The sequence below is a fragment of the Xanthomonas sp. LMG 12461 genome (assembly GCF_009192935.1).
Taxonomy (GTDB): Bacteria; Pseudomonadota; Gammaproteobacteria; order Xanthomonadales; family Xanthomonadaceae; genus Xanthomonas_A; species Xanthomonas_A sontii.
In genome coordinates this window covers 79801-99010 of the sequence record NZ_NQYT01000055.1, presented here as the reverse complement: position 1 = coordinate 99010, position 19210 = coordinate 79801, and the positions used below count along the sequence as shown (strand labels likewise).

The 19210-nt window shown below is 69.5% G+C and carries 16 protein-coding genes; 9 read left to right on the top strand and 7 right to left on the bottom strand.

The window, feature by feature from the left end:
- Positions 1 to 243: 243 nt before the first annotated feature.
- Positions 244 to 2142, bottom strand: coding sequence for a sigma-54-dependent Fis family transcriptional regulator (locus CEK68_RS14640; RefSeq protein WP_152239808.1), 1899 nt, complete (start codon positions 2140 to 2142; stop codon positions 244 to 246).
- Positions 2143 to 2385: 243 nt separating this feature from the next.
- On the opposite strand from CEK68_RS14640, the gene adh reads away from it, so the two are divergent.
- From adh to CEK68_RS14625, 3 genes are all read left to right on the top strand, one after another.
- Entirely contained in the window at positions 2386 to 3915 is a 1530-nt protein-coding gene (gene adh, locus CEK68_RS14635) for an aldehyde dehydrogenase (RefSeq protein ID WP_017914593.1), read from the top strand.
- A 127-nt stretch (positions 3916 to 4042) separates the two neighbouring features.
- Positions 4043 to 5071, top strand: coding sequence for an alcohol dehydrogenase AdhP (gene adhP / locus CEK68_RS14630; RefSeq protein ID WP_148828231.1), 1029 nt, complete (start codon positions 4043 to 4045; stop codon positions 5069 to 5071).
- Positions 5071 to 5466, top strand: a complete 396-nt coding sequence (locus CEK68_RS14625) for a DUF779 domain-containing protein (RefSeq protein ID WP_152239807.1) — start codon at positions 5071 to 5073, stop codon at positions 5464 to 5466. The genes adhP and CEK68_RS14625 overlap by 1 nt, the downstream gene beginning before the upstream one ends.
- A gap of 229 nt (positions 5467 to 5695) precedes the next feature.
- On the opposite strand, the gene CEK68_RS14620 is transcribed toward CEK68_RS14625, so the two are convergent.
- Complete coding sequence (locus tag CEK68_RS14620; protein ID WP_193314211.1) at positions 5696 to 5998, bottom strand: hypothetical protein; 303 nt, start codon at positions 5996 to 5998, stop codon at positions 5696 to 5698.
- A gap of 158 nt (positions 5999 to 6156) precedes the next feature.
- Between CEK68_RS14620 and CEK68_RS14615 the strand changes: the two genes are divergently transcribed.
- Both CEK68_RS14615 and CEK68_RS14610 read left to right on the top strand, forming a co-directional pair.
- A complete protein-coding gene (locus CEK68_RS14615) occupies positions 6157 to 6552 on the top strand; it encodes a hypothetical protein (protein WP_152239805.1) in 396 nt (131 codons plus the stop codon).
- Complete coding sequence (locus CEK68_RS14610) at positions 6552 to 7529, top strand: Ku protein (protein WP_152239804.1); 978 nt, start codon at positions 6552 to 6554, stop codon at positions 7527 to 7529. The genes CEK68_RS14615 and CEK68_RS14610 overlap by 1 nt, the downstream gene beginning before the upstream one ends.
- 269 nt (positions 7530 to 7798) lie before the next feature.
- Here the strand turns inward: CEK68_RS14610 and lldD are convergent, their stop codons facing one another.
- The 4 genes from lldD to CEK68_RS14590 form a co-directional block, all read right to left on the bottom strand.
- Positions 7799 to 8959 (bottom strand): FMN-dependent L-lactate dehydrogenase LldD, encoded by a 1161-nt coding sequence (gene lldD / locus CEK68_RS14605; protein WP_152239803.1) that lies wholly within the window; start codon positions 8957 to 8959, stop codon positions 7799 to 7801.
- Between the two features lie 13 nt (positions 8960 to 8972).
- On the bottom strand, positions 8973 to 9773 hold the full coding sequence (lldR, locus tag CEK68_RS14600; RefSeq protein WP_152239802.1) for a transcriptional regulator LldR: 801 nt from the start codon (positions 9771 to 9773) through the stop codon (positions 8973 to 8975).
- An 85-nt stretch (positions 9774 to 9858) separates the two neighbouring features.
- A complete protein-coding gene (locus tag CEK68_RS14595) occupies positions 9859 to 10332 on the bottom strand; it encodes a DUF2214 family protein (protein WP_152239801.1) in 474 nt (157 codons plus the stop codon).
- Positions 10333 to 10342: 10 nt separating this feature from the next.
- Positions 10343 to 10924, bottom strand: a complete 582-nt coding sequence (locus CEK68_RS14590) for a PEMT/PEM2 methyltransferase family protein (RefSeq protein ID WP_051067643.1) — start codon at positions 10922 to 10924, stop codon at positions 10343 to 10345.
- A 224-nt stretch (positions 10925 to 11148) separates the two neighbouring features.
- Between CEK68_RS14590 and CEK68_RS14585 the strand changes: the two genes are divergently transcribed.
- The 3 genes from CEK68_RS14585 (at position 11149) to fabV (ending at position 14434) form a co-directional block, all read left to right on the top strand.
- A complete protein-coding gene (locus CEK68_RS14585) occupies positions 11149 to 12246 on the top strand; it encodes a histidine kinase (RefSeq protein ID WP_152239800.1) in 1098 nt (365 codons plus the stop codon).
- Entirely contained in the window at positions 12243 to 12875 is a 633-nt protein-coding gene (locus CEK68_RS14580) for a response regulator transcription factor (protein WP_152239799.1), read from the top strand. Before CEK68_RS14585 ends, CEK68_RS14580 begins: the two co-directional genes overlap by 4 nt.
- Positions 12876 to 13228: 353 nt before the next feature.
- Complete coding sequence (fabV, locus tag CEK68_RS14575) at positions 13229 to 14434, top strand: enoyl-ACP reductase FabV (protein ID WP_152239798.1); 1206 nt, start codon at positions 13229 to 13231, stop codon at positions 14432 to 14434.
- A 572-nt stretch (positions 14435 to 15006) separates the two neighbouring features.
- Here fabV and CEK68_RS14570 read toward each other — a convergent pair.
- Positions 15007 to 16029, bottom strand: coding sequence for a sugar kinase (locus tag CEK68_RS14570; RefSeq protein WP_152239797.1), 1023 nt, complete (start codon positions 16027 to 16029; stop codon positions 15007 to 15009).
- 295 nt (positions 16030 to 16324) lie between these two features.
- On the opposite strand from CEK68_RS14570, the gene CEK68_RS14565 reads away from it, so the two are divergent.
- A complete protein-coding gene (locus tag CEK68_RS14565; RefSeq protein ID WP_193314210.1) occupies positions 16325 to 19102 on the top strand; it encodes a TonB-dependent receptor in 2778 nt (925 codons plus the stop codon).
- Positions 19103 to 19210 lie beyond the last annotated feature (108 nt).

The window sequence follows — 19210 nt, the reverse complement described above, 5'->3', positions numbered from 1 at the left end:
TTCGTCAACATCCGCGCCAAATCCCCCTTGGCCAACACCTACGCACGTCTGCGCGCAGCGGGCAAGCCGGCCAAGGTCGCCATCGTCGCCTGCATGCACAAGTTCCTGCGCTGGCTCAATGCCATCGCGCGCGATCAGGCCCCGTACGCTCCTCCTGTCATCGCAGGTGCATGACAGTTGACTCCTACGAGACGTGCGCCGTCGACGATCGCGCGGCGCAGCCGGAGACAGCGAAACGCGATCTCAGCGCGTCCCCAGCTGCAGCCGTCGGTACAGCGTGCTGCGGCTGATGCCGAGCCGGCGTGCGGCCTGCGAGACGTTGCCGGCGCAGGCGTCCAGCGCCTGGCGCATGGCCTGCAGCGCCAGGCTGTCGAGGTCGGCGGACGGCAGCGGTGGCGGTGCGACGTGGGTACCGCCCTGCTTCGCCGCGTGCACGCCGGGCAGGTAGGCCGGCAAGGCGTCGGTATCGACCAGCGCATCCGCTTCGCTCAACGCCACCAGGGTGCGCAGGCACGCCACCAGCTGGCGCAGATTGCCCGGCCACGCGTAGGCGCCCAGCGTCGCCAGGGCCGCCTCGGTCAGCCGCCTGCCCTGCCCCAGTCGCGCCCACAGCTCGGCGACGAGCGCGCGTCGGTCCGGATGCGCACGCAGCGCCGGAATCTGCACGCAGTGGTGGGCGATGCGGTAGTACAGATCGGGTCGGAAGCGCTGCTCGGCCATCGCCGTGTCCAGGTCGCGGTGGGTGGCGCAGACCAGGGCGAAATCCAGCTTCACCGGCTTGCCGCCGCCCAGCGGCAACAGTTCGCGTTCCTGCAGCACGCGCAGCAGCCGCGGCTGCAGGGCCAGCGGCATGTCGCCGATCTCGTCCAGGAACAGCACGCCGCCATCGGCCTGGCGCAACAGCCCCGGATTGCCGTGCTTGCGCGCGCCGGTGAAGGCGCCGTCCTCGTAGCCGAACAGTTCCGCCTCGATCAGCCCTTCCGGCAGTGCCGCACAATTGACCGCCACGAACGGGCGCCCGGCGCGGGCGCTGCGCCGGTGCAGCTCGCGCGCGAACACTTCCTTGCCGGTGCCGGTCTCGCCCTGCACCAGCACCGGCAGTTGCGCATCGAGCACGCGCCGCGCGCGTTCCAGCGCCAGTTCCTGCGCCGCGTCGAACAGCGGCGCGTCGGACGCCGCCGCCGCCGAAGGCCGCGATGACGCGGTCACGGTGATCGGCGCCTGCTGCGGGCGCCGCCGCGGACGATCGTCGGCCGGGCTGTCGATGCGTCCGTGCAGCGCCCGCCCCTGCAGGTCGAACACGCTGCCCTGCTGGCGCAGCCGCGACAGCGGCTCTTCGAACAGCGCTTCGTAGGGCGCGCGGCCGAGTTCGTGGCGCTCCAGCCCGAACAGCCGCAACCCGGCCTGGTTGGCCGCCACCAGGCGGCCGTTGCGGAACGCCAGCAGCGCTTCGCGCGCCGTGCCGAGCAGCGCCGGGTCGTGGTGCACGCGCAGCAGTTCGCAGCCGGGAATGCCGTCGTCGAAATAGCGGTGTTCGATGTTGGCCACCGCCATCCGCGCCAGTGCCAGCGCATGCATGTGCTGCACGCTGGCGTCGCCGGAGATGTCGAGCACGCCGGCCAGGGCGCCGTACGGATCGAAGATCGGCACCGCCGCGCAACTGAGGATCTGGTGCGGGGCGAAGTAGTGTTCGCCACCGCGCACTTCCACCGAACGGCTTTCGACGATCGCCGTGCCGATCGCATTGGTGCCGACCTGGGTTTCGCTCCAGCACGCGCCGGGCATCAGCGCCACCCTGCCCGCCTTGTCGAGGAAGCGCGGGCTGCCTTCGGCGTCGAGGATCCAGCCGGCCTCGTCGGTGAGCAGCACGATGCTGCCGGTGGCCGCGGCGTCGCCGGCCAGGCCTTCCAGCTCGGCGCGGGCCAGCCGCCACAGGCGCTCGTGCGCCTCGCGCAGGGCGCGCAGGCGCGAGGCTTCCAGTGGTTCGATCGCGGGCTTCGCGTCCGCGGCCAGGCCCAGGCGCTGGCAGCGCTGCCACGACTGCAGGATGGTGTCGGGCACCTGCCCGACCGGCGCGCCGCCGCGTTCGAAGAAGGCCCGCCGGGCCTGGCCGAGTTGGTGTTGCGAGGGGTGCTGCGCCATGTCCTGCTCCGCTGTCGCAGATTGCGACACCTGGTGATACGGGTGTTCCGATAAACAGCACATCCGCCGACGCAGCGCAATCGCAAGACGTGACGCGACGCAGCAAAACCGCAGGGGGTGCGTCGGTGTGTCGCGGTGCGACCGCGTGACGCGGCGCAGCACGCGAAACCTGGCATCGGACTTGCGCACATGCCGCTACCGGACGGCCCCGCCCGTCCTTTCCGACCGCCGAAGGAGAACACCATGAACGCCGTCAGCACCGCCAAGCCGCATGCCACCGATCCGCAGTCCATCTTCAAGTCGCGCTACGGCAACTTCATCGGCGGCAAGTGGGTGGAGCCGAAGAGCGGGCAGTATTTCGACAACAGCACGCCGATCACCGGCAAGGTATTCACCGCGGTGGCGCGCTCCAACGCCGAGGATATCGAGGCGGCGCTGGACGCCGCGCACGCCGCCAAGGACGCCTGGGGCAAGAGCTCCAGCACCGAGCGCAGCAACGTGCTGCTGAAGATCGCCGACCGCATCGAGCAGAACCTGGAGCTGCTGGCCTATGCCGAGACCTGGGACAACGGCAAGCCGGTGCGCGAAACCCTCAATGCCGACGTGCCGTTGTGCGTGGACCACTTCCGCTACTTCGCCGGCGCGGTGCGCGCGCAGGAAGGCGGCATCTCCGAGATCGACCACGACACCATCGCCTACCACTTCCACGAACCGCTCGGCGTGGTCGGGCAGATCATCCCGTGGAACTTCCCGCTGCTGATGGCGTGCTGGAAGCTGGCGCCGGCGCTGGCCGCGGGCAACTGCGTGGTAATGAAGCCGGCCGAGCAGACCCCGGCCTCGATCCTGGTGCTGATGGAGGTGATCGGCGACCTGCTGCCGCCGGGCGTGCTCAACGTGGTCAACGGCTTCGGCCTGGAAGCGGGCAAGCCGCTGGCCAGCAACCCGCGCATCGCCAAGATCGCCTTCACCGGCGAGACCACCACCGGCCGGCTGATCATGCAGTACGCCAGCCAGAACCTGATCCCGGTGACGCTGGAGCTGGGCGGCAAGTCGCCCAACATCTTCTTCGCCGACGTGATGGCCGAGGACGACGACTTCCTCGACAAGGCGGTGGAAGGCTTCGTGCTGTTCGCCTTCAACCAGGGCGAGGTGTGCACCTGTCCGTCGCGCGCGCTGATCCAGGAGTCGATCTACGAGCGCTTCATGGAGAAGGTGCTCAAGCGGGTGGCGGCGATCAAGCAGGGCAATCCGCTCGATCCCAATACCATGGTCGGCGCGCAGGCCTCCAGCGAGCAGTTGGAGAAGATCCTGTCCTACATCGACATCGGCAAGCAGGAAGGCGCCGAGGTGCTGATCGGCGGCGAACGCAACGCGCTGGATGGCGAGCTGGCCGGCGGCTTCTACGTCAAGCCGACGGTGTTCAAGGGTCACAACAAGATGCGCGTGTTCCAGGAGGAGATCTTCGGCCCGGTGGTGTCGGTGACCACCTTCAAGGACGAGGCGGACGCGCTGGCGATCGCCAACGACACGCTGTACGGGCTGGGCGCCGGCGTGTGGAGCCGCGATGCCGCGCGGCTGTACCGCATGGGCCGGGCGATCCAGGCCGGGCGGGTGTGGACCAACTGCTACCACGCCTATCCGGCGCATGCCGCGTTCGGCGGCTACAAGCAGTCGGGCATCGGCCGCGAGAACCACAAGATGATGCTCGACCACTACCAGCAGACCAAGAACCTGCTGGTCAGCTACTCGCCGAAGGCGTTGGGCTTCTTCTGATCCGCCGGGCAGGGCGGCGGCACGCTGCCGGCGTGCCGTCGTCCGCCTGCGAACTGATCTGGATCAAGGCACTCCGTCGCCGGTCGCGCGATGGTGACAGGACCCGTTTTTCTCAGGAGCGTAGACGATGGACAAGACGATGAAAGCCGCCGTGGTGCGTGAGTTCGGCAAGCCATTGGTGATCGAGGAAGTGACGGTGCCGCGGCCGCAGGCCGGCGACATCCTGGTCAAGATCGAAGCCTGCGGCGTGTGCCATACCGACCTGCATGCGGCCGAGGGCGACTGGCCGGTGAAACCGAACCCGCCGTTCATCCCCGGCCACGAGGGCGTGGGCCATGTGGTGGCGGTCGGCGCCGGCGTGGACCACGTCAGGGAAGGCGATCGCGTCGGCATTCCGTGGCTGTACTCGGCCTGCGGCCATTGCGAGCATTGCCTGGGCGGCTGGGAAACCCTGTGCGAGGCGCAGCAGAACACCGGCTACTCGGTCAACGGCGGCTTCGCCGAATATGCCCTGGCCAATGCCAACTACGTCGGCCACCTGCCGAAGAACATCGGCTTCGTCGAGGTCGCGCCGATCCTGTGCGCCGGCGTCACCGTGTACAAGGGCCTGAAGGTCACCGACACCAAGCCCGGCAACTGGGTGGTGATCTCTGGCATCGGCGGCCTCGGCCACATGGCGGTGCAGTACGCCAAGGCGATGGGCCTGAACGTGGCCGCGGTCGACGTGGACGACGCCAAGCTGGCGCTGGCCACGCGCCTGGGCGCGACGGTGACGGTGAATGCGCGCACCACCGATCCGGTCGCGTACCTGAAGAAGGAAATCGGTGGCGCGCACGGTGCGCTGGTCACCGCGGTGTCGCCGAAGGCGTTCGAGCAGGCCATCGGCATGGTCCGCCGCGGCGGTACCGTCTCGCTCAACGGGTTGCCGCCGGGCCAGTTCCCGCTGGACATCTTCGGCATGGTGCTCAACGGTGTGACCGTGCGCGGCTCGATCGTCGGCACGCGCCTGGACCTGCAGGAATCGCTGGAATTCGCCGAGCAGGGCAAGGTCGCCGCGACCGTGGCCACTGACACTCTGGACAACGTCAACGACGTGTTCGCGCGCATGCACGCCGGCAAGATCGAAGGCCGCATCGTCCTGGACATGGCCGCCTGATGGACGCGTCCGCGCCCGCTGCCGCGCTGCCGCCGCAGGTGCTGGCGACGCTGCCGGCCCTGCAGCTGATCGCCAAGCTGCGGGCGCGGCACGGCGCGCTGCTGTTCCATCAGTCGGGCGGCTGCTGCGATGGTTCCTCGCCGATGTGCTACCCGCAGGACGACTTCATCGTCGGCGACCGCGACGTGCTGCTCGGCGAGATCGGGCAGGCGCCGTTCTACATCAGCCCGTCGCAGTTCGCCTACTGGAAGCACACCCAGTTGATCATCGACGTCGTGCCCGGCCGCGGCGGCATGTTCTCGCTGGAGAACGGCGAGGGCGTGCGCTTCCTGGTGCGCTCGCGGCTGTTCAGCGACAGCGAGTACGCCGCGCTGGAGGCGGCGGGAAAGGTGTAGTGGCGGAAGGCACGCGGTGCAGCGCGTTTCTCTGCACCGTGTTTCCGATCGTGTCGATGGAAGCGCTGCCCTCCGCCCCTCCTTGTGGGAGGGACTTCAGTCCCGACTGCAGTGCAGTCGGACGCGCCGATGATGTCGCTCGTCGCGGCTGATGTTGCAGTCGAGATTTGTTGAGGTGCCCTGAAATCACTTCCACACCGACGCTGGTCTAACGCCAGACTTCGACGCGCTACGACGCCTTCGGCGCCTTCGCCGGCACGAACGGCGACACCGGATCGCTGGCGGGGAAGGTCTCTTCCAGGGCTTCGTCCTGGTTGGCGTCGGCATGCCGTCCGTGCGCGGTGTCCGGCGTGGAGTGCGCCGGAGTGTCCCGCGGGGCAGGGCGGTTCTCGCCGGTGCGCGGTTCGTGTTCGACGATGGTCTCGGGGCGGTCGCCGGCGCCGCGGTCTTCGCGGTCCTGCGTCTGGCGCTTGCCGCGCTGTTCGCCGGGAATGGGCGCGGCCTGGCGCAGCGGATCGGTGGGCGTGGACATGTCCGGTTCCTCCAGGGAATAGCGGAGGTCCAGTTCACCGCCGGCGTGGTGAAGCCATTGCGAATCGCGCATCCTCCACGGATCGGTCACGGGTCGCTAACGGCGGCAGCGCTACTGCTGCGCGTCCCCCCGCCGCCGTTGCCGCCCGGAGCCCTGCCATGCGCCCCAGCGACCGCCCCGACCCGCTGCTGTTCAACGCCCATCTGGATCCCTTGCCGAGCGTGCCGCCGCCGCGCCGCCGTGGTGCGGCACTGCGTCCGCACGACGCACCGGACTACCGCCGCTACAGCCTGGCCGACTACCGCCAGCGCCGCGCCCGCCACCGCACGCCGTGGCGCGATCTGCGCCCGGCCTACGCCTTCGCCCTGCAGACCCATGCCCGCGGCTGGCCGCGCGGGCCCGTCGCCGAGACCGAGGACGAACTGGCCGCGCACTGGGACCTGATGCGCGGCGACTCGCGGCTGGACTGGACCCAGGCGCGGCAGGTGATCGAGGATGCCTGGCAGGCGCTGGATCACCTGCCGGCGCAGGCCGCCGGCGTGGAGGCGCACTGATGCCGCGCCCGATCTGGACCGGCACGCTGTCCTTCGGCCTGCTCAACGTGCCGGTGTCGCTGATGTCCGGCGAACGCCGGGTCGACCTGCACTTTCGCATGCTCGATGCGCGCGACAAGCGCCCGATCCGCTTCGAGCGGGTCAACGCCGACACCGGCGAGGAAGTGCCGTGGAAGGACATCGTCAAGGCCTATGAATACAGCAAGGGCAACTACGTGGTGGTCGAGCAGCAGGACATCGCCTCGGCCGCACCGGAAAGCCACGAGACGGTGGAAGTGGAGGCCTTCGTCGACGCCGCCGAGATCGACCTGCGCTATTTCGAGAAACCCTACGTGCTGGTGCCGGGCAAGAAGGCCGAGAAGGGCTACGTGTTGCTGCGCGAGACCCTGCGCAACACCGGCAAGGTCGGCATCGCGCGGGTGGTGATCCGCACCCGCGAGTATTTGTCGGCGGTGATGCCGCTGCAGGATGCGCTGGTGCTGATCCTGCTGCGCTACCCGCAGGAACTGGTCGACCTGGACGACTACATGCTGCCCAGCGGCAAGGCCGCCGACTACCGGATCAGCGCCAAGGAAACCGAGATGGCGGCGCAGCTGATCGATTCGATGTCCGGGCGCTGGGACCCCGATGCCTACCACGACGAATTCCGCGAGCGGCTGCACGCGGTGATCCAGAAACGGATCAAGGCGCAGGAGGGCACCACCCAGGTCGACGAGGATGCCGAGGCGCCGCAGCGCGAGGACGCCACCACCAACGTGGTCGACTTCATGTCGCTGCTGCAGAAGAGCCTGGAGGCCAAGAAGCGCACGCCGGCCAGGCAGGACGAGCGCGTGCCGGTGCGCAAGACCGCGAAGAAGGCGACCAAGCCGGCCAAGGCCGCGGCCGGCAAGGCGAAGAAAGCCACACGCGCCAAACCGGCGGCGGCCAAGGCCAAGCCGGCGGCACGCAAGGCGCCGGCGCGGCGCAAGGTCGGCTAGGGCAGGCGGGGGGCGGTGCGAGGGCGTGCCGCCGATCCCGAGGACGCCGCATCCGGACCGGCAGATGCGCCGCTGGCGTGCAGTGCGCGGCGGTTGAGCGGTGTGCAGCGCATGCCGCCCGGCCTCGGTGGTGCGCCTGCCGAGTCAACCCGCACGACCGTGGTTGCGCGGATGTCGTTGCTCGATCGTTTCTGGCGTCCACGTCCTCGCTTCCTCGCGACAGGCACGCGCGATCGCCGCGCCGCGTGCGCGCGGATGGCCGACCCGTCCTACGGCGAGACCATCGCCTCGCGCGTCACCTGCGCCAGCGACTCGCGCGAAATCGCCGCGATCGATTTGGCACCGGTCAGGGTCATCGCCACCTGCATCTCCTTCTCGATCAGGCTCAGCAGATGCTCCACGCCGGCCTGGCCGGCGGCGGCCAGCGCGTAGACGAAGGCGCGGCCGAGCAGCACGGTGTCGGCGCCCAGCGCCAGCATGCGCACCACGTCCAGGCCGTTGCGCACGCCGGAGTCGGCCAGGATCTTCAGCTCGCCCTTCACCGCATCGGCGATCGCCGGCAATGCCCGCGCGCTGGACAGCACGCCGTCGAGCTGGCGCCCGCCATGGTTGGAAACGACAATGCCGTCGGCGCCGAACCGCACCGCATCGCGCGCATCGTCCGGATCGAGGATGCCCTTGATCACCATCGGCCCGGTCCAGAACTCGCGGATCCACTCCAGGTCCTTCCACGAAATCGACGGATCGAAGTTGGCGCCGAGCCAGCCGATGTAGTCGGCCAGCCCGGTGGGATGGCCGCGGTAGGTGGAGATGTTGCCCAGGTCGTGCGGGCGCCCACGCAGGCCCACGTCCCAGGCCCAGCGCGGATGGGTGACGGCCTGCAGCATGCGCCGCAGCGGCGCGTTGGGGCCGCTCATGCCCGAATGCGCGTCGCGGTAGCGCGCGCCCGGCACCGGCATGTCCACGGTGAACACCAGGGTGGTGACGCCTGCGGCCTTGGCCCGCTCCAGCGCGTTGCGCATGAAGCCGCGGTCCTTGAGCACGTACAGCTGGAACCACATCGGCCGGTCGATCGCCGGCGCCACTTCCTCGATCGGGCACACCGACACCGTGGACAGGGTGAACGGCACGCCCTTGGCCGCCGCCGCCCTGGCCGCCTGTACCTCGCCGCGGCGCGCGTACATGCCGGTCAGGCCCACCGGCCCCAGCGCCACCGGCAAGGCCAGGCGTTCGCCGAACAGCTCGGTGTGCAGGTCCAGCGCCGACATGTCGCGCAGCACGCGCTGGCGCAGGGCGATGTCGCTCAGGTCGGACACGTTGCGGCGCAGGGTGTGCTCGGCATAGGCGCCGCCGTCGATGTAGTGGAACAGGAACGGCGGCAGCTGGCGCTGCGCGGCGGCACGGTAGTCGGTGGAGGCGGAAATGATCATGGGGGCAGGGCGGTCAGGGAGAGGAGGGGAGGCGCGAGGCACGGGCGCGGCGCGCATCGTCCTCGTCGAGGGTGCGCAGCGCGCTGTGCACGAATTCCAGGTGGGCGTGCGCGGCGGCGCGGGCGCGTTCGGGGTCGCCGGCCAGGATCGCGTCGCGCAGGGCGCGGTGCTGGGCGAGCAGGGCGGAGAAGATGCGCGGCGATTCGAACAGCTGTTGCCGGCTCTGCGAGATGTTGGCCTGCAGCAGGTCGAACAGCCCGCGCATCACCTGCAGCAGCACCCGGTTGTGGGTGGCCTCGGCGATGGCCAGGTGGAAATCGGCGTCGGCGTGCGCCTGCGCCGCCGCATCGGCCTGCGCATGGGTCTGCAGCAGCGCCTCGTAGGCCGCCTCGATGCGCGCGCGGTCGTCGTCGGTGGCGCGCAGTGCCGCATGCCAGGCGGTGGCGCCTTCCAGCGCATGGCGCGCTTCCAGCACGTCGAAGCGGTACTCCGGGTCGGCATGCAGCAACGGCAGGAACGGCTGCAGCGGCGCCACCACCTGGTCTTCCGGGGTCGGCGGCCGTTGCACGTAGGTGCCGCCGCCCACCCGGGCCCGCAGCAGCCCCTGGCTGGCGAGCTGGGCGATGGCCTCGCGCAGCACCGGGCGCGAGACGCCCAGTTCCGCGGCGAGGGCCCGCTCGGCGGGCAGGCGCGCGTCGACCGCCAGGCCGCGTTGCGCGATCAGCGTGCGCAACTGCGCGGCGACCCGGTCGCTGAGCCGGGCAGGGGACTCGGCGGCAGCGGCAGTGGCGGCAGCTTTAAGACTATTGGTCATACCAATAAACTGGCGGGGCGCGAATGGTGTGACCATTAGGCGCCTTGGATTACGCGACGTCAATGGTTGCAACGATGCGAGCCGCCTAAATTGGTAATACCAATAAGGTCATGCCGTAACGTGCCATCGCCGCGGCCAGCACCACCAGCACCGCCAACAGGCCCAGTTCCACCCCGATCAACCGCTGCAGCGTGCGCACCTGTGCCGCGTTCGGCGACCAGGTCGGCTGCAGCCGCGCCTGCCGGCGCCAGCCCAGCAGGCGCAGCGTCGGCACCAGCGAGAGCAGGCCGATCGCCGCGAAGGTGCCGAGCTTGGCCCAGAACCAGGGGTTGTGCAGGGAGTAACCGGTGCCCTTGAGCCCGTAGCGCACGCGCAGGGCACCGATCGCCAGGATCAGCAGCGCGGCCAGCCCGTAGCCGGCGTCGACGCGGACCAGCCGCGTCACTTGGCGGTGGTCCAGCGGCGCACGCAGCAGGATCCATTCCGCCACCAGCGCGGCGATCAACAGCAGCATCGCCAGGTGGTGCAGGCTGGCCAGGATCAGGTCGCGCAGCGCCATCGCGGCGGCCTCACCACACCCACGGCAGCAGCCGCCAGCTGTGCGCGGCGTAGTCCGGGTATTCTTCTGGAAAGGCCTGGGTCAGCATCGCTTCCTCGACCCGGATGCGGCGCAGGAACGCCCAGGTCACCGGCAGCACGATCGCCAGCAGCGACAGCACGTTGCCCATGCCCAGCGCCAGCCCGTAGAACGCCAGCAGCGCGCCGGTGTACGAGGGATGCCGCAGATAGCGGTACGGCCCGTGGCGGACCAGGCGGTGGCCTTCCTGGATGGTCACGTCGACGGTGAACCAGCGCGCCAGCACCCGGATCGACCACAGCCGCAGCGCCAGCCCGCCGGCCAGCAGCGCGCAGGCCAACCAGCGCAGCGGTTCGCGCAGGTGCGGCGCATAGCGCCACACGCCGAGCAGCGACAGCAGCGCGCCCAGCGCCACCGCGCCGTACAGCACGCGCCACAGCAGGCGCAGCGTGCCCTGGTCGCGCGCACCGCCATCGGCGGCGCGACGGCGGCGGCTGAGCAGCATCTCGTACGCGCCCCAGCCCAGGCCGAGCAGCATGAACAGCAGATCCGGATGGCGCAGGGTCAGGAGCATGACGGTGTTCCTCGTGGCGGCGTGCACCACGCATTGCGTGGCAGGGTGGATGAACCGGGCCCATCCTGCGTGCCGATCGTCCGGCACCCGGCAGGGCATGGACGCAGTGTGGCGCCATCGGGGTGGCGCGGCAGTGGCCGCTGGTCATGCCGTCCGCCTGCCGGAAGTCACTTTCTGCGCCCGCCCCATTGCCGCGGCGTCGGTACGCGGTCAGCATCGGCCGCATGAACCGATTCCTGCGCGACCTGATCGAACCCAAGCGCCTGGCCGGGTTGCTGACCGTGGCCACCGTGCTGTGGTCGTTCCAGTTCGCGCCGCATGCGCTGGTGGCCTGGCGCTGGACTGCGGCGGCGCTGTTCCTGCTGCCGCTGCTCGGCGCGCACTACCTGCCCGGGCGCTGGCGCGATGTCGCGCTGTGGGTCGAGGCAGCCGCGGCGATGGCCCTGGTCTGGCTGGAGCCGCACGTCGGCACCGCGCCGGTGCTGCTGGTGGTGGTGGTCGCGCAGGTGGCGCTGCAGTGGCCGCCGCGGCCGGTGCTGGCGCTGGCGCTGCTGGCCAACCTGGGTACGTTCCTGGCGCTGTCCGCCGCCGGCATCAGGCATCCGTTGCTGACCACGCTGATCTACGCCGGCTTCCACGCCTTCGCAGGCCTCAGCGCGCACTACGCGCGCACTGCCGAGCTGGCGCGCGAGGCGCTGGCACGGGTCAACGCCGACCTGCTGGCCACCCGTGCGCTGCTCGCCGACAGCACCCGCGATGCCGAGCGCCTGCGCCTGGCGCGCGAACTGCACGACGTGGCCGGGCACAAGCTCACCGCCCTGCGCATCCAGTTGCGCCTGCTGCTGGCCGATCCGGCGCTGGCGCAACGCACGGAGATGGCGACGGTGGAGCGACTGTCCGGCGAACTGCTGGCCGACATCCGCGCGGTGGTGCAGTCGCTGCGCGACGACCGCGGGGTGGACCTGGAGACCGCGCTGTGTGCCCTGGCCGCGCCGTTCCCGCGGCCGCAACTGCAGTTGCAGATCGATCCGGCGCTGCGCATCACCGATCCGCACCTGGCCGAAACCCTGCTGCGGCTGGTGCAGGAAGCGCTGACCAACGCCGCCCGGCACGCCGACGCGGCACACGTGCGGGTGCGCCTGGGCCAGGATCGGCAGCAGCTGTGCCTGGACATCGAGGACGACGGCCACCGCGCCGAGCGCATCCGCGAGGGCAACGGCATCGCCGGCATGCGCGAGCGTCTGGCCGCGCTGCACGGACGCCTGGAACTGGGCCGCACGCCGCTCGGCGGCATGCAGCTGAGCGCGAGGCTGCCGCTGTGAGCGCGCTGCGGATCGCCCTGGCCGACGACCAGGTGCTGGTGCGCGCGGGCCTGCGCGCGCTGTTGCAGACCCAGGGCATCGTCGTCGCCTGCGAGGCCGACGACGGCCAGGCCTTGCTCGACGTGGTGGCGGCCACGCCGGTGGACGTGGTGCTCAGCGACATCCGCATGCCCGGCATGGACGGCATCCAGGCGCTGCAGCAGTTGCGCGCGCGCGGCGACCGCACGCCGGTGCTGCTGCTCACCACCTTCGACGAATCCGATCTGCTGCTGCGCGCCACCGCCGCCGGCGCGCAGGGCTTCCTGCTCAAGGACGCCGCACCGGAGGACCTGCGCGAGGCGATCGCGCGCGTGGCCGCCGGCGAGACCCTGCTGCAGCCGGTCAGCACCGACCCGGTGCGTGCGCGCTACCGCTACCGCGACGAGGACGCCCCGAGCGACACCTTCAACGACCGCGAAGTGGCGATCCTGCGCCTGCTCGCCGGCGGCTACTCCAACAAGGAGATCGCGCGCAGCCTGTTCCTGGCCGAGGGCACGGTGAAGAACTACGTCTCCACCATCCTCGACAAGCTCGGCACCCGCGACCGCACCCGTGCCGTGCTCAAGGCGATCACCTTGCGCATCATCTGATGCGTGCACCAGCGGTGGCGCTGCGACGTCCACCGGCAGAGCGTCGGGACTGAAGTCCCTCCCACAACGGTGCGACCGTGCCGTGCCGCGGCCTGCCGCAGGAGCGGCTTCAGCCGCGACAACCGATGGCGCGATTGCGGCTCGCCGATCAGCTGTTTCCCTCCAGCCAGCACGACATCCGCCGCCACGACGCCGCCCCTGTGGGAGCGACTTCAGTCGCGACGCGACCCATCCGAACGCGCGCGCCCGCCCGCAGTACGCTCCATACCCCGCCGTGTGCTACCACCGGGACTTCTGCACACCCGCCGCAGACATTAAGATGCCGCGGGCATTGTGCCGACGAGGAATTCACGTTGATCATCCATCCGAAAGTCCGCGGTTTCATCTGCACCACCACGCATCCGCTCGGCTGCGAGCGCAACGTGCTCGAGCAGATCGCCGCCACGCGCGCGCGCGGCGTGCGCCACGACGGGCCAAAGAACGTGCTGGTGATCGGCGCGTCCAGCGGCTACGGCCTGGCCTCGCGCATCACCGCCGCGTTCGGCTTCGGCGCCGCCACCCTCGGCGTGTTCTTCGAAAAGCCCGGCAGCGAGAAGAAGGCCGGCACCGCCGGCTGGTACAACGCCGCCGCCTTCGACAAGCAGGCCAAGGCCGCCGGCCTGTACAGCAAGTCGATCAACGGCGATGCGTTCTCCGACGAGGCGCGCGCCAAGGTCATCGAACTGATCCAGCAGGACATGGGCGGCCAGGTCGACCTGGTGGTGTATTCGCTGGCCTCGCCGGTGCGCAAGCTGCCGGGCACCGGCGAAGTGAAGCGCTCGGCGCTCAAGCCGATCGGCCAGACCTACACCGCCACCGCCATCGACACCAACAAGGACGCGATCATCGAGGCCTCGATCGAGCCGGCCACCGAGCAGGAGATCGAGGACACCGTCACCGTGATGGGCGGGCAGGACTGGGAACTGTGGATCGATGCGCTGGACGCCGCCGGCGTGCTCGCCCCGGGCGCGCGCACCGTCGCCTTCAGCTACATCGGCACCGAGATCACCTGGCCGATCTACTGGCACGGCGCGCTGGGCAAGGCCAAGGTCGACCTCGACCAGACCGCGCAGCGCCTGCACGCGCGCCTGCAGGCTCACGGTGGCGCGGCCAACGTGGCGGTACTGAAATCGGTGGTGACCCAGGCCAGCGCGGCGATCCCGGTGATGCCGCTGTACATCTCCATGGTCTACAAGATCATGAAGGAAAAGGGCCTGCACGAAGGCACCATCGAACAGGCCGACCGTCTGTTCCGCGAGCGCCTGTACCGCGAGGACGGCCAGCCCGCGGCCACCGACGACGAGAACCGCCTGCGCCTGGACGACTGGGAACTGCGCGACGACGTGCAGGACGCCTGCAAGGCGCTGTGGCCGCAGGTGACCACCGAGAACCTGTTCCAGCTCACCGACTACGCCGGCTACAAGCACGAGTTCCTCAAGCTGTTCGGCTTCGAGCGCAAGGACGTGGACTACGACGCCGAGGTCGACCCGGACGTCAAGTTCGATTGCGTGGAGCTCTGAGGAGCGGGGATTCGGGAGTGGGGATTCGGGCGTCGTGTCGATCCCGGATCCCGGACAGAGCATGCGGCCGGCAGCGATGTCGGCCGTTTTCTTTTGCGCTGACGGCGAGGCAGCGGTGGCGGCACGCCGACCGAATCGCGTCGGGACTGAAGTCCCTCCCACAAAGACCTCATCCATCCCCGCGGCATCTGCTGTAGGAGGGGCTTCAGCCGCGAAAACCGAAGCCGCGGTGCTGGAATTGCCAGCACACCCCCCACGACTAAAACCCCGCCACACCGCAACGCCGATCCGCACGTAAACCCCGCAGCACCAGCGCTTTTACGATTCCCCAATCCCCATTCCCGGCGCTTCACCGCGTCGGGACTGAAGTCCCTCCCACAAAGACCTCATCCATCCCCGCAGCATCTGCTGTAGGAGGGGCTTCAGCCGCGAAAACCGAAGCCGCGGTGCTGGAATTGCCAGCACACCCCCACGACTAAAACCCCGCCACATCGCAACGCCAATCCGCACGCAAACCCGGAAGCGCCAGTGCTTTTACGATTCCCCAATCCCCATTCCCCATTCCCGGCTCTTCACCGCCTCACATCGAACCGCGTCGCCCCAACGCACGCCCGCACCTCGGCCTCGCTCAGCGCCAGCACGTCGCCCGGCAGCGTGTGCTTGAGGCAGCCGGCGGCCAGGCCGAAGCGGATCGTGGCGGTGTCGTCCCAGCCACGGCTCAGCCCGTGCAGCACGCCGGCGGCGAAGGCGTCGCCGCCGCCGATGCGGTCGACGATGCCGCTCAGCTCCTCGGCCGGCGCCTGCGCGACGCTGCCGTCGCGGCGCAGCAGCATCGCGCCCAGGCTGTGCCGGTCCACGCTGTGCGCCACGCGCTGGGTGCAGGCCATCGCCTGCAGCTGCGGGAATGCGGCGAAGGCGTCGCGCGCGCCCGCTTCTACCCGCGCCTGCACGCTGTCCTGCGGGTAGCGGTGGCCCAGCACCACCTCCAGGTCGCGGTAGTCGGCGAACAGCACGTCCGCCTGCGCCAGCAGCTGGCGCAGGATGCCCGGCGCATCGCCGTTCCAGGCCTCCCATAGCTTGGGGCGGTAGTTGCCGTCGAACGACACCCGCACCCCGGCCGCGCGTGCCGCCTGCGCGGCCGCCAGCGCCGCGGCCGCGCCGCGTTCGCCCAGCGCCGGGGTCACCCCGGACAGGTGCAGCCACTGCGCGCCCCGCAGCAGCGCCGGCCAGTCGTGCCGGTCGCCCGCATCCAGCGCGAAGGCCGAGCCGGCGCGATCGTAGGTGACCTCGCTGGGGCGGTGCCCGGCGCCGGTGCTGAGGAAGTACAGGCCCATGCGCCCGGGCACGAAGCGCACCCCGCTGGTGTCCACGCCATGCCGGCGCAGTTCGCCGGCCGCGGCCTGGCCCAGCGGATTGTCCGGCAGCACGCTGACCACCGAGACGGCGTGGCCGAAATGCGCCAGCGCCACGCCCACGTTGGCCTCGGCACCGCCCACCTGCACCTCCAGCCGCGGCGTCTGCAGCAGCCGTTCGTGGCCGGGCGCGCCCAGGCGCAGCAACAGTTCGCCGAAGCAGACGATGCGGGAAACGGTCATGGCAAGCGGGTCCGGCAGCCGAAGGGACGCCAAGCATGCCGCGAAATGCAAACGCCGACCAGAAAAAGTGACTAGCGGTGTCATTTTTGTGCGGCAGCAGGCGCTTCGGCACTGGCCGACGTCGCGATCCTGCGCTATCTCATTGACTGAAAAGACCCTCGGGTCGCCGGGCACTCTGTTGCGCTGCAAGATGCCGGGATGTTTCGCAACTGTTAACGTTGGTTTTGACCAGCGGTGTCATTCGCGACAACGCCCGCAGTTCCACGCCGTCATGTAACCCTTGGGAGGGGAGGACATGCAATCACGTACCGAACGCCGGAAGACACCGGTTACCTTGCTCGCGCTGTCGATCGGCCTGGCCCTGCAGGCCGGTGCCCTGCAGGCACAGGAAGCGCCGGCGGCCGCGCCGCCCGCCGCGGCCTCGGCCGATGCCACCACCGAGCTCGACACCGTCGTCGTCACCGGTTACCGCGCCAGCGTGGAGAAGGCGCTGGACATCAAGCGCGCCGAAAAGGGCATGGTCGACGCCATCGTCGCCGAGGACGTGGGCAAGTTCCCGGACACCAACCTGGCCGAATCGCTGCAGCGCATCCCCGGCGTGGTCATCACCCGCGACGCCGGCGAAGGCCGCAACATCTCCGTGCGCGGCCTCGGCCCGGACTTCACCCGCGTGCGCATCAACGGCATGGAAGCGCTGACCACGGTCGGTGCCAGCGACCAGAGCGGCGGCACCAACCGCGGCCGCGGCTTCGACTTCAACGTGTTCGCCTCGGACCTGTTCACCCAGATGGTGGTGCGCAAGACCGCCTCGGCCGACGTCGAGGAAGGCTCGCTGGGCGCCACGGTCGACCTGCGCACCGCGCGGCCGTTCGACTACGACGGCTTCACCTTCGCCGCCAACGGCCAGGCCACCTACAACGGCATGTCGCAGAAGGCCGATCCGCGCATCGCCGCGCTGGTCGCCAACACCTGGGCCGACGGCACCTTCGGCGCGCTGATGTCGGTGGCCTATTCCGAGCGCCAGGTGCTCGAGGAAGGCAGCGGCACCACGCGCTGGGCCAACGGCCCGAGCAACAACGGCTACAGCCCCACCTCGCCGTTCGCCGCCGCCAACAGCGCCAACGTGTTCAGCCCGCGCATCCCGCGCTACACGCAGATGGAGCACGAGCAGAACCGCCTGGGCGTGACCGGCTCGCTGCAGTGGAAGCCCAACGACAGCACCGAGTTCTCGCTGGACGGCCTGTACTCGAAGATCGATGCCAAGCGCGACGAGCACTACATCGAGGCGATCAGCTTCAGCCGCGGCCGCTCGCAGAACGGCAAGCCGGACATGATCGTGCGCGACGGCTACGTCGACCCGGCCTCCGGTGCGCTGCTGTATGGCCGCTTCGACAACACCGACATCCGCTCGGAGAACCGCCACGACGAGTGGAACACGGTCTTCAAGCAGCTCACCCTCAACGGCGAGCACCGCTTCAGCGACACCTTCAAGATCACCGGCGAGATCGGCACCTCCAGTTCCAAGCACCGGAACCCGATCCAGACCACGGTGATCATGGACAAGAACAACGTCGCCGGTTACAGCTACGACTACCGCAACAGCTACACCTCGCCGGTGTTCAACTACGGCATCGACCCGACCGCCGCCAATGGCTGGACCCTGGCCGAAGTGCGCATGCGTCCGCAGTCGGCCAACAACAGCTTCGACACCGGCTCGCTGAACTTCGAGTGGAACCTGGGCACCAACTTCACCCTCAAGGGCGGCGTGCTGGCCAAGAACTACGGCTTCGACACCAAGGAGTTCCGCCGCGCGTCCGAGACCAGCGTGCCGACCTTCGCCACCGGCAACCGCATCGTGCCGGTCAACCTGGTGACGCTGGCCGGGCTCAAGGGCATCGAGGGCACGCCGTCGAACTGGGCGGTGCCTGACCTCAACGGCATCGCCGATGCGCTGGGCATCTACAGCGGCACCGGCACCTGGACGCTGACCGAGCGCGCGGTCAACACCCGCAGCGTGGAAGAGAAGGACCGCGGCGCCTGGTTGATGGGCGACTTCGCCTTCGACATCGGCGCGATCCCGTTCTCCGGCAACATCGGCGTGCGCTACGTGAAGACCAACCAGTCTTCCACCGGCTACGCCCTGGTCGGCTCGAACCTGATCAACACCACGGTCGAGCGCGACTACCACGACACCCTGCCGTCGCTGAACCTGGTCGCCGAGATCACCCCGGACTTCCTGATCCGCTTCGGCGCCGCCAAGGTGATGACGCGGCCGGGCCTGGGCAGCCTGACCCCGGGCGTGACGGTCGCCGTCGCCGGCGGCGCGCGCACGGTCAGCGGCGGCAATCCGAACCTGGATCCGATCCGCGCCAAGACCGCCGACCTCGGCTTCGAGTGGTACCTGCAGGAAGGCGCGATGTTCGGCCTGGCGCTGTTCTACAAGGACATCGACAGCTTCGTGCAGACCGCGCGCACCATCGCCCCGTACTCCAGCAGCGGCCTGCCGGTCAGCCTGCTCGACGGCACCGGCGCGGCGGCCAGCGACGACTTCGTCTTCAGCGTGCCGCTCAACACCCCGGGCGGCAAGCTGAAGGGCGCGGAGTTCAACTACATCCAGCCCTTCAGCTTCCTGCCGGGCAAGTGGGCCAACTTCGGTACCCAGCTGAACTACACCTACGTGCAGTCGAAGATCCAGTACGTCACCGGCACCGGCGCGCTGTCGTTCAACACCGATCTCACCGGCCTGTCGAAGAATTCGTACAACGCCACGCTGTTCTACGAAGGCGAGCGCTTCAGCGGTCGCGTGTCGCTGACCCACCGCGACGGCTACCTGACCCAGGTGCCGGCCACGGAAACCGGCTTCGACATGCACGGCATGCGCGGCACCAATGTCGTGGACGCCAAGCTGACCTACAAGATCGACGAGAAGATCGACATCAGCCTGGAAGGGTCGAACCTGACCAACGTGCCGTACTACGAGTGGGTGCAGACCAGCGCCACCGGCGCGCAGCTGCCGCTGACCTACAGCGAGACCGGCCGGCAGTACGCGATCGGGGTGCGTTACAAGTTCTGAAGACTGCGTTCGCCGGTGCCGCGCTGCGGCATCGGCAACGCCCCGCTGCCCGCATACTCGCGGGCCGGGGAGGGAGATCGACGCGCGCCGCCACGGTGCGCGCCGATC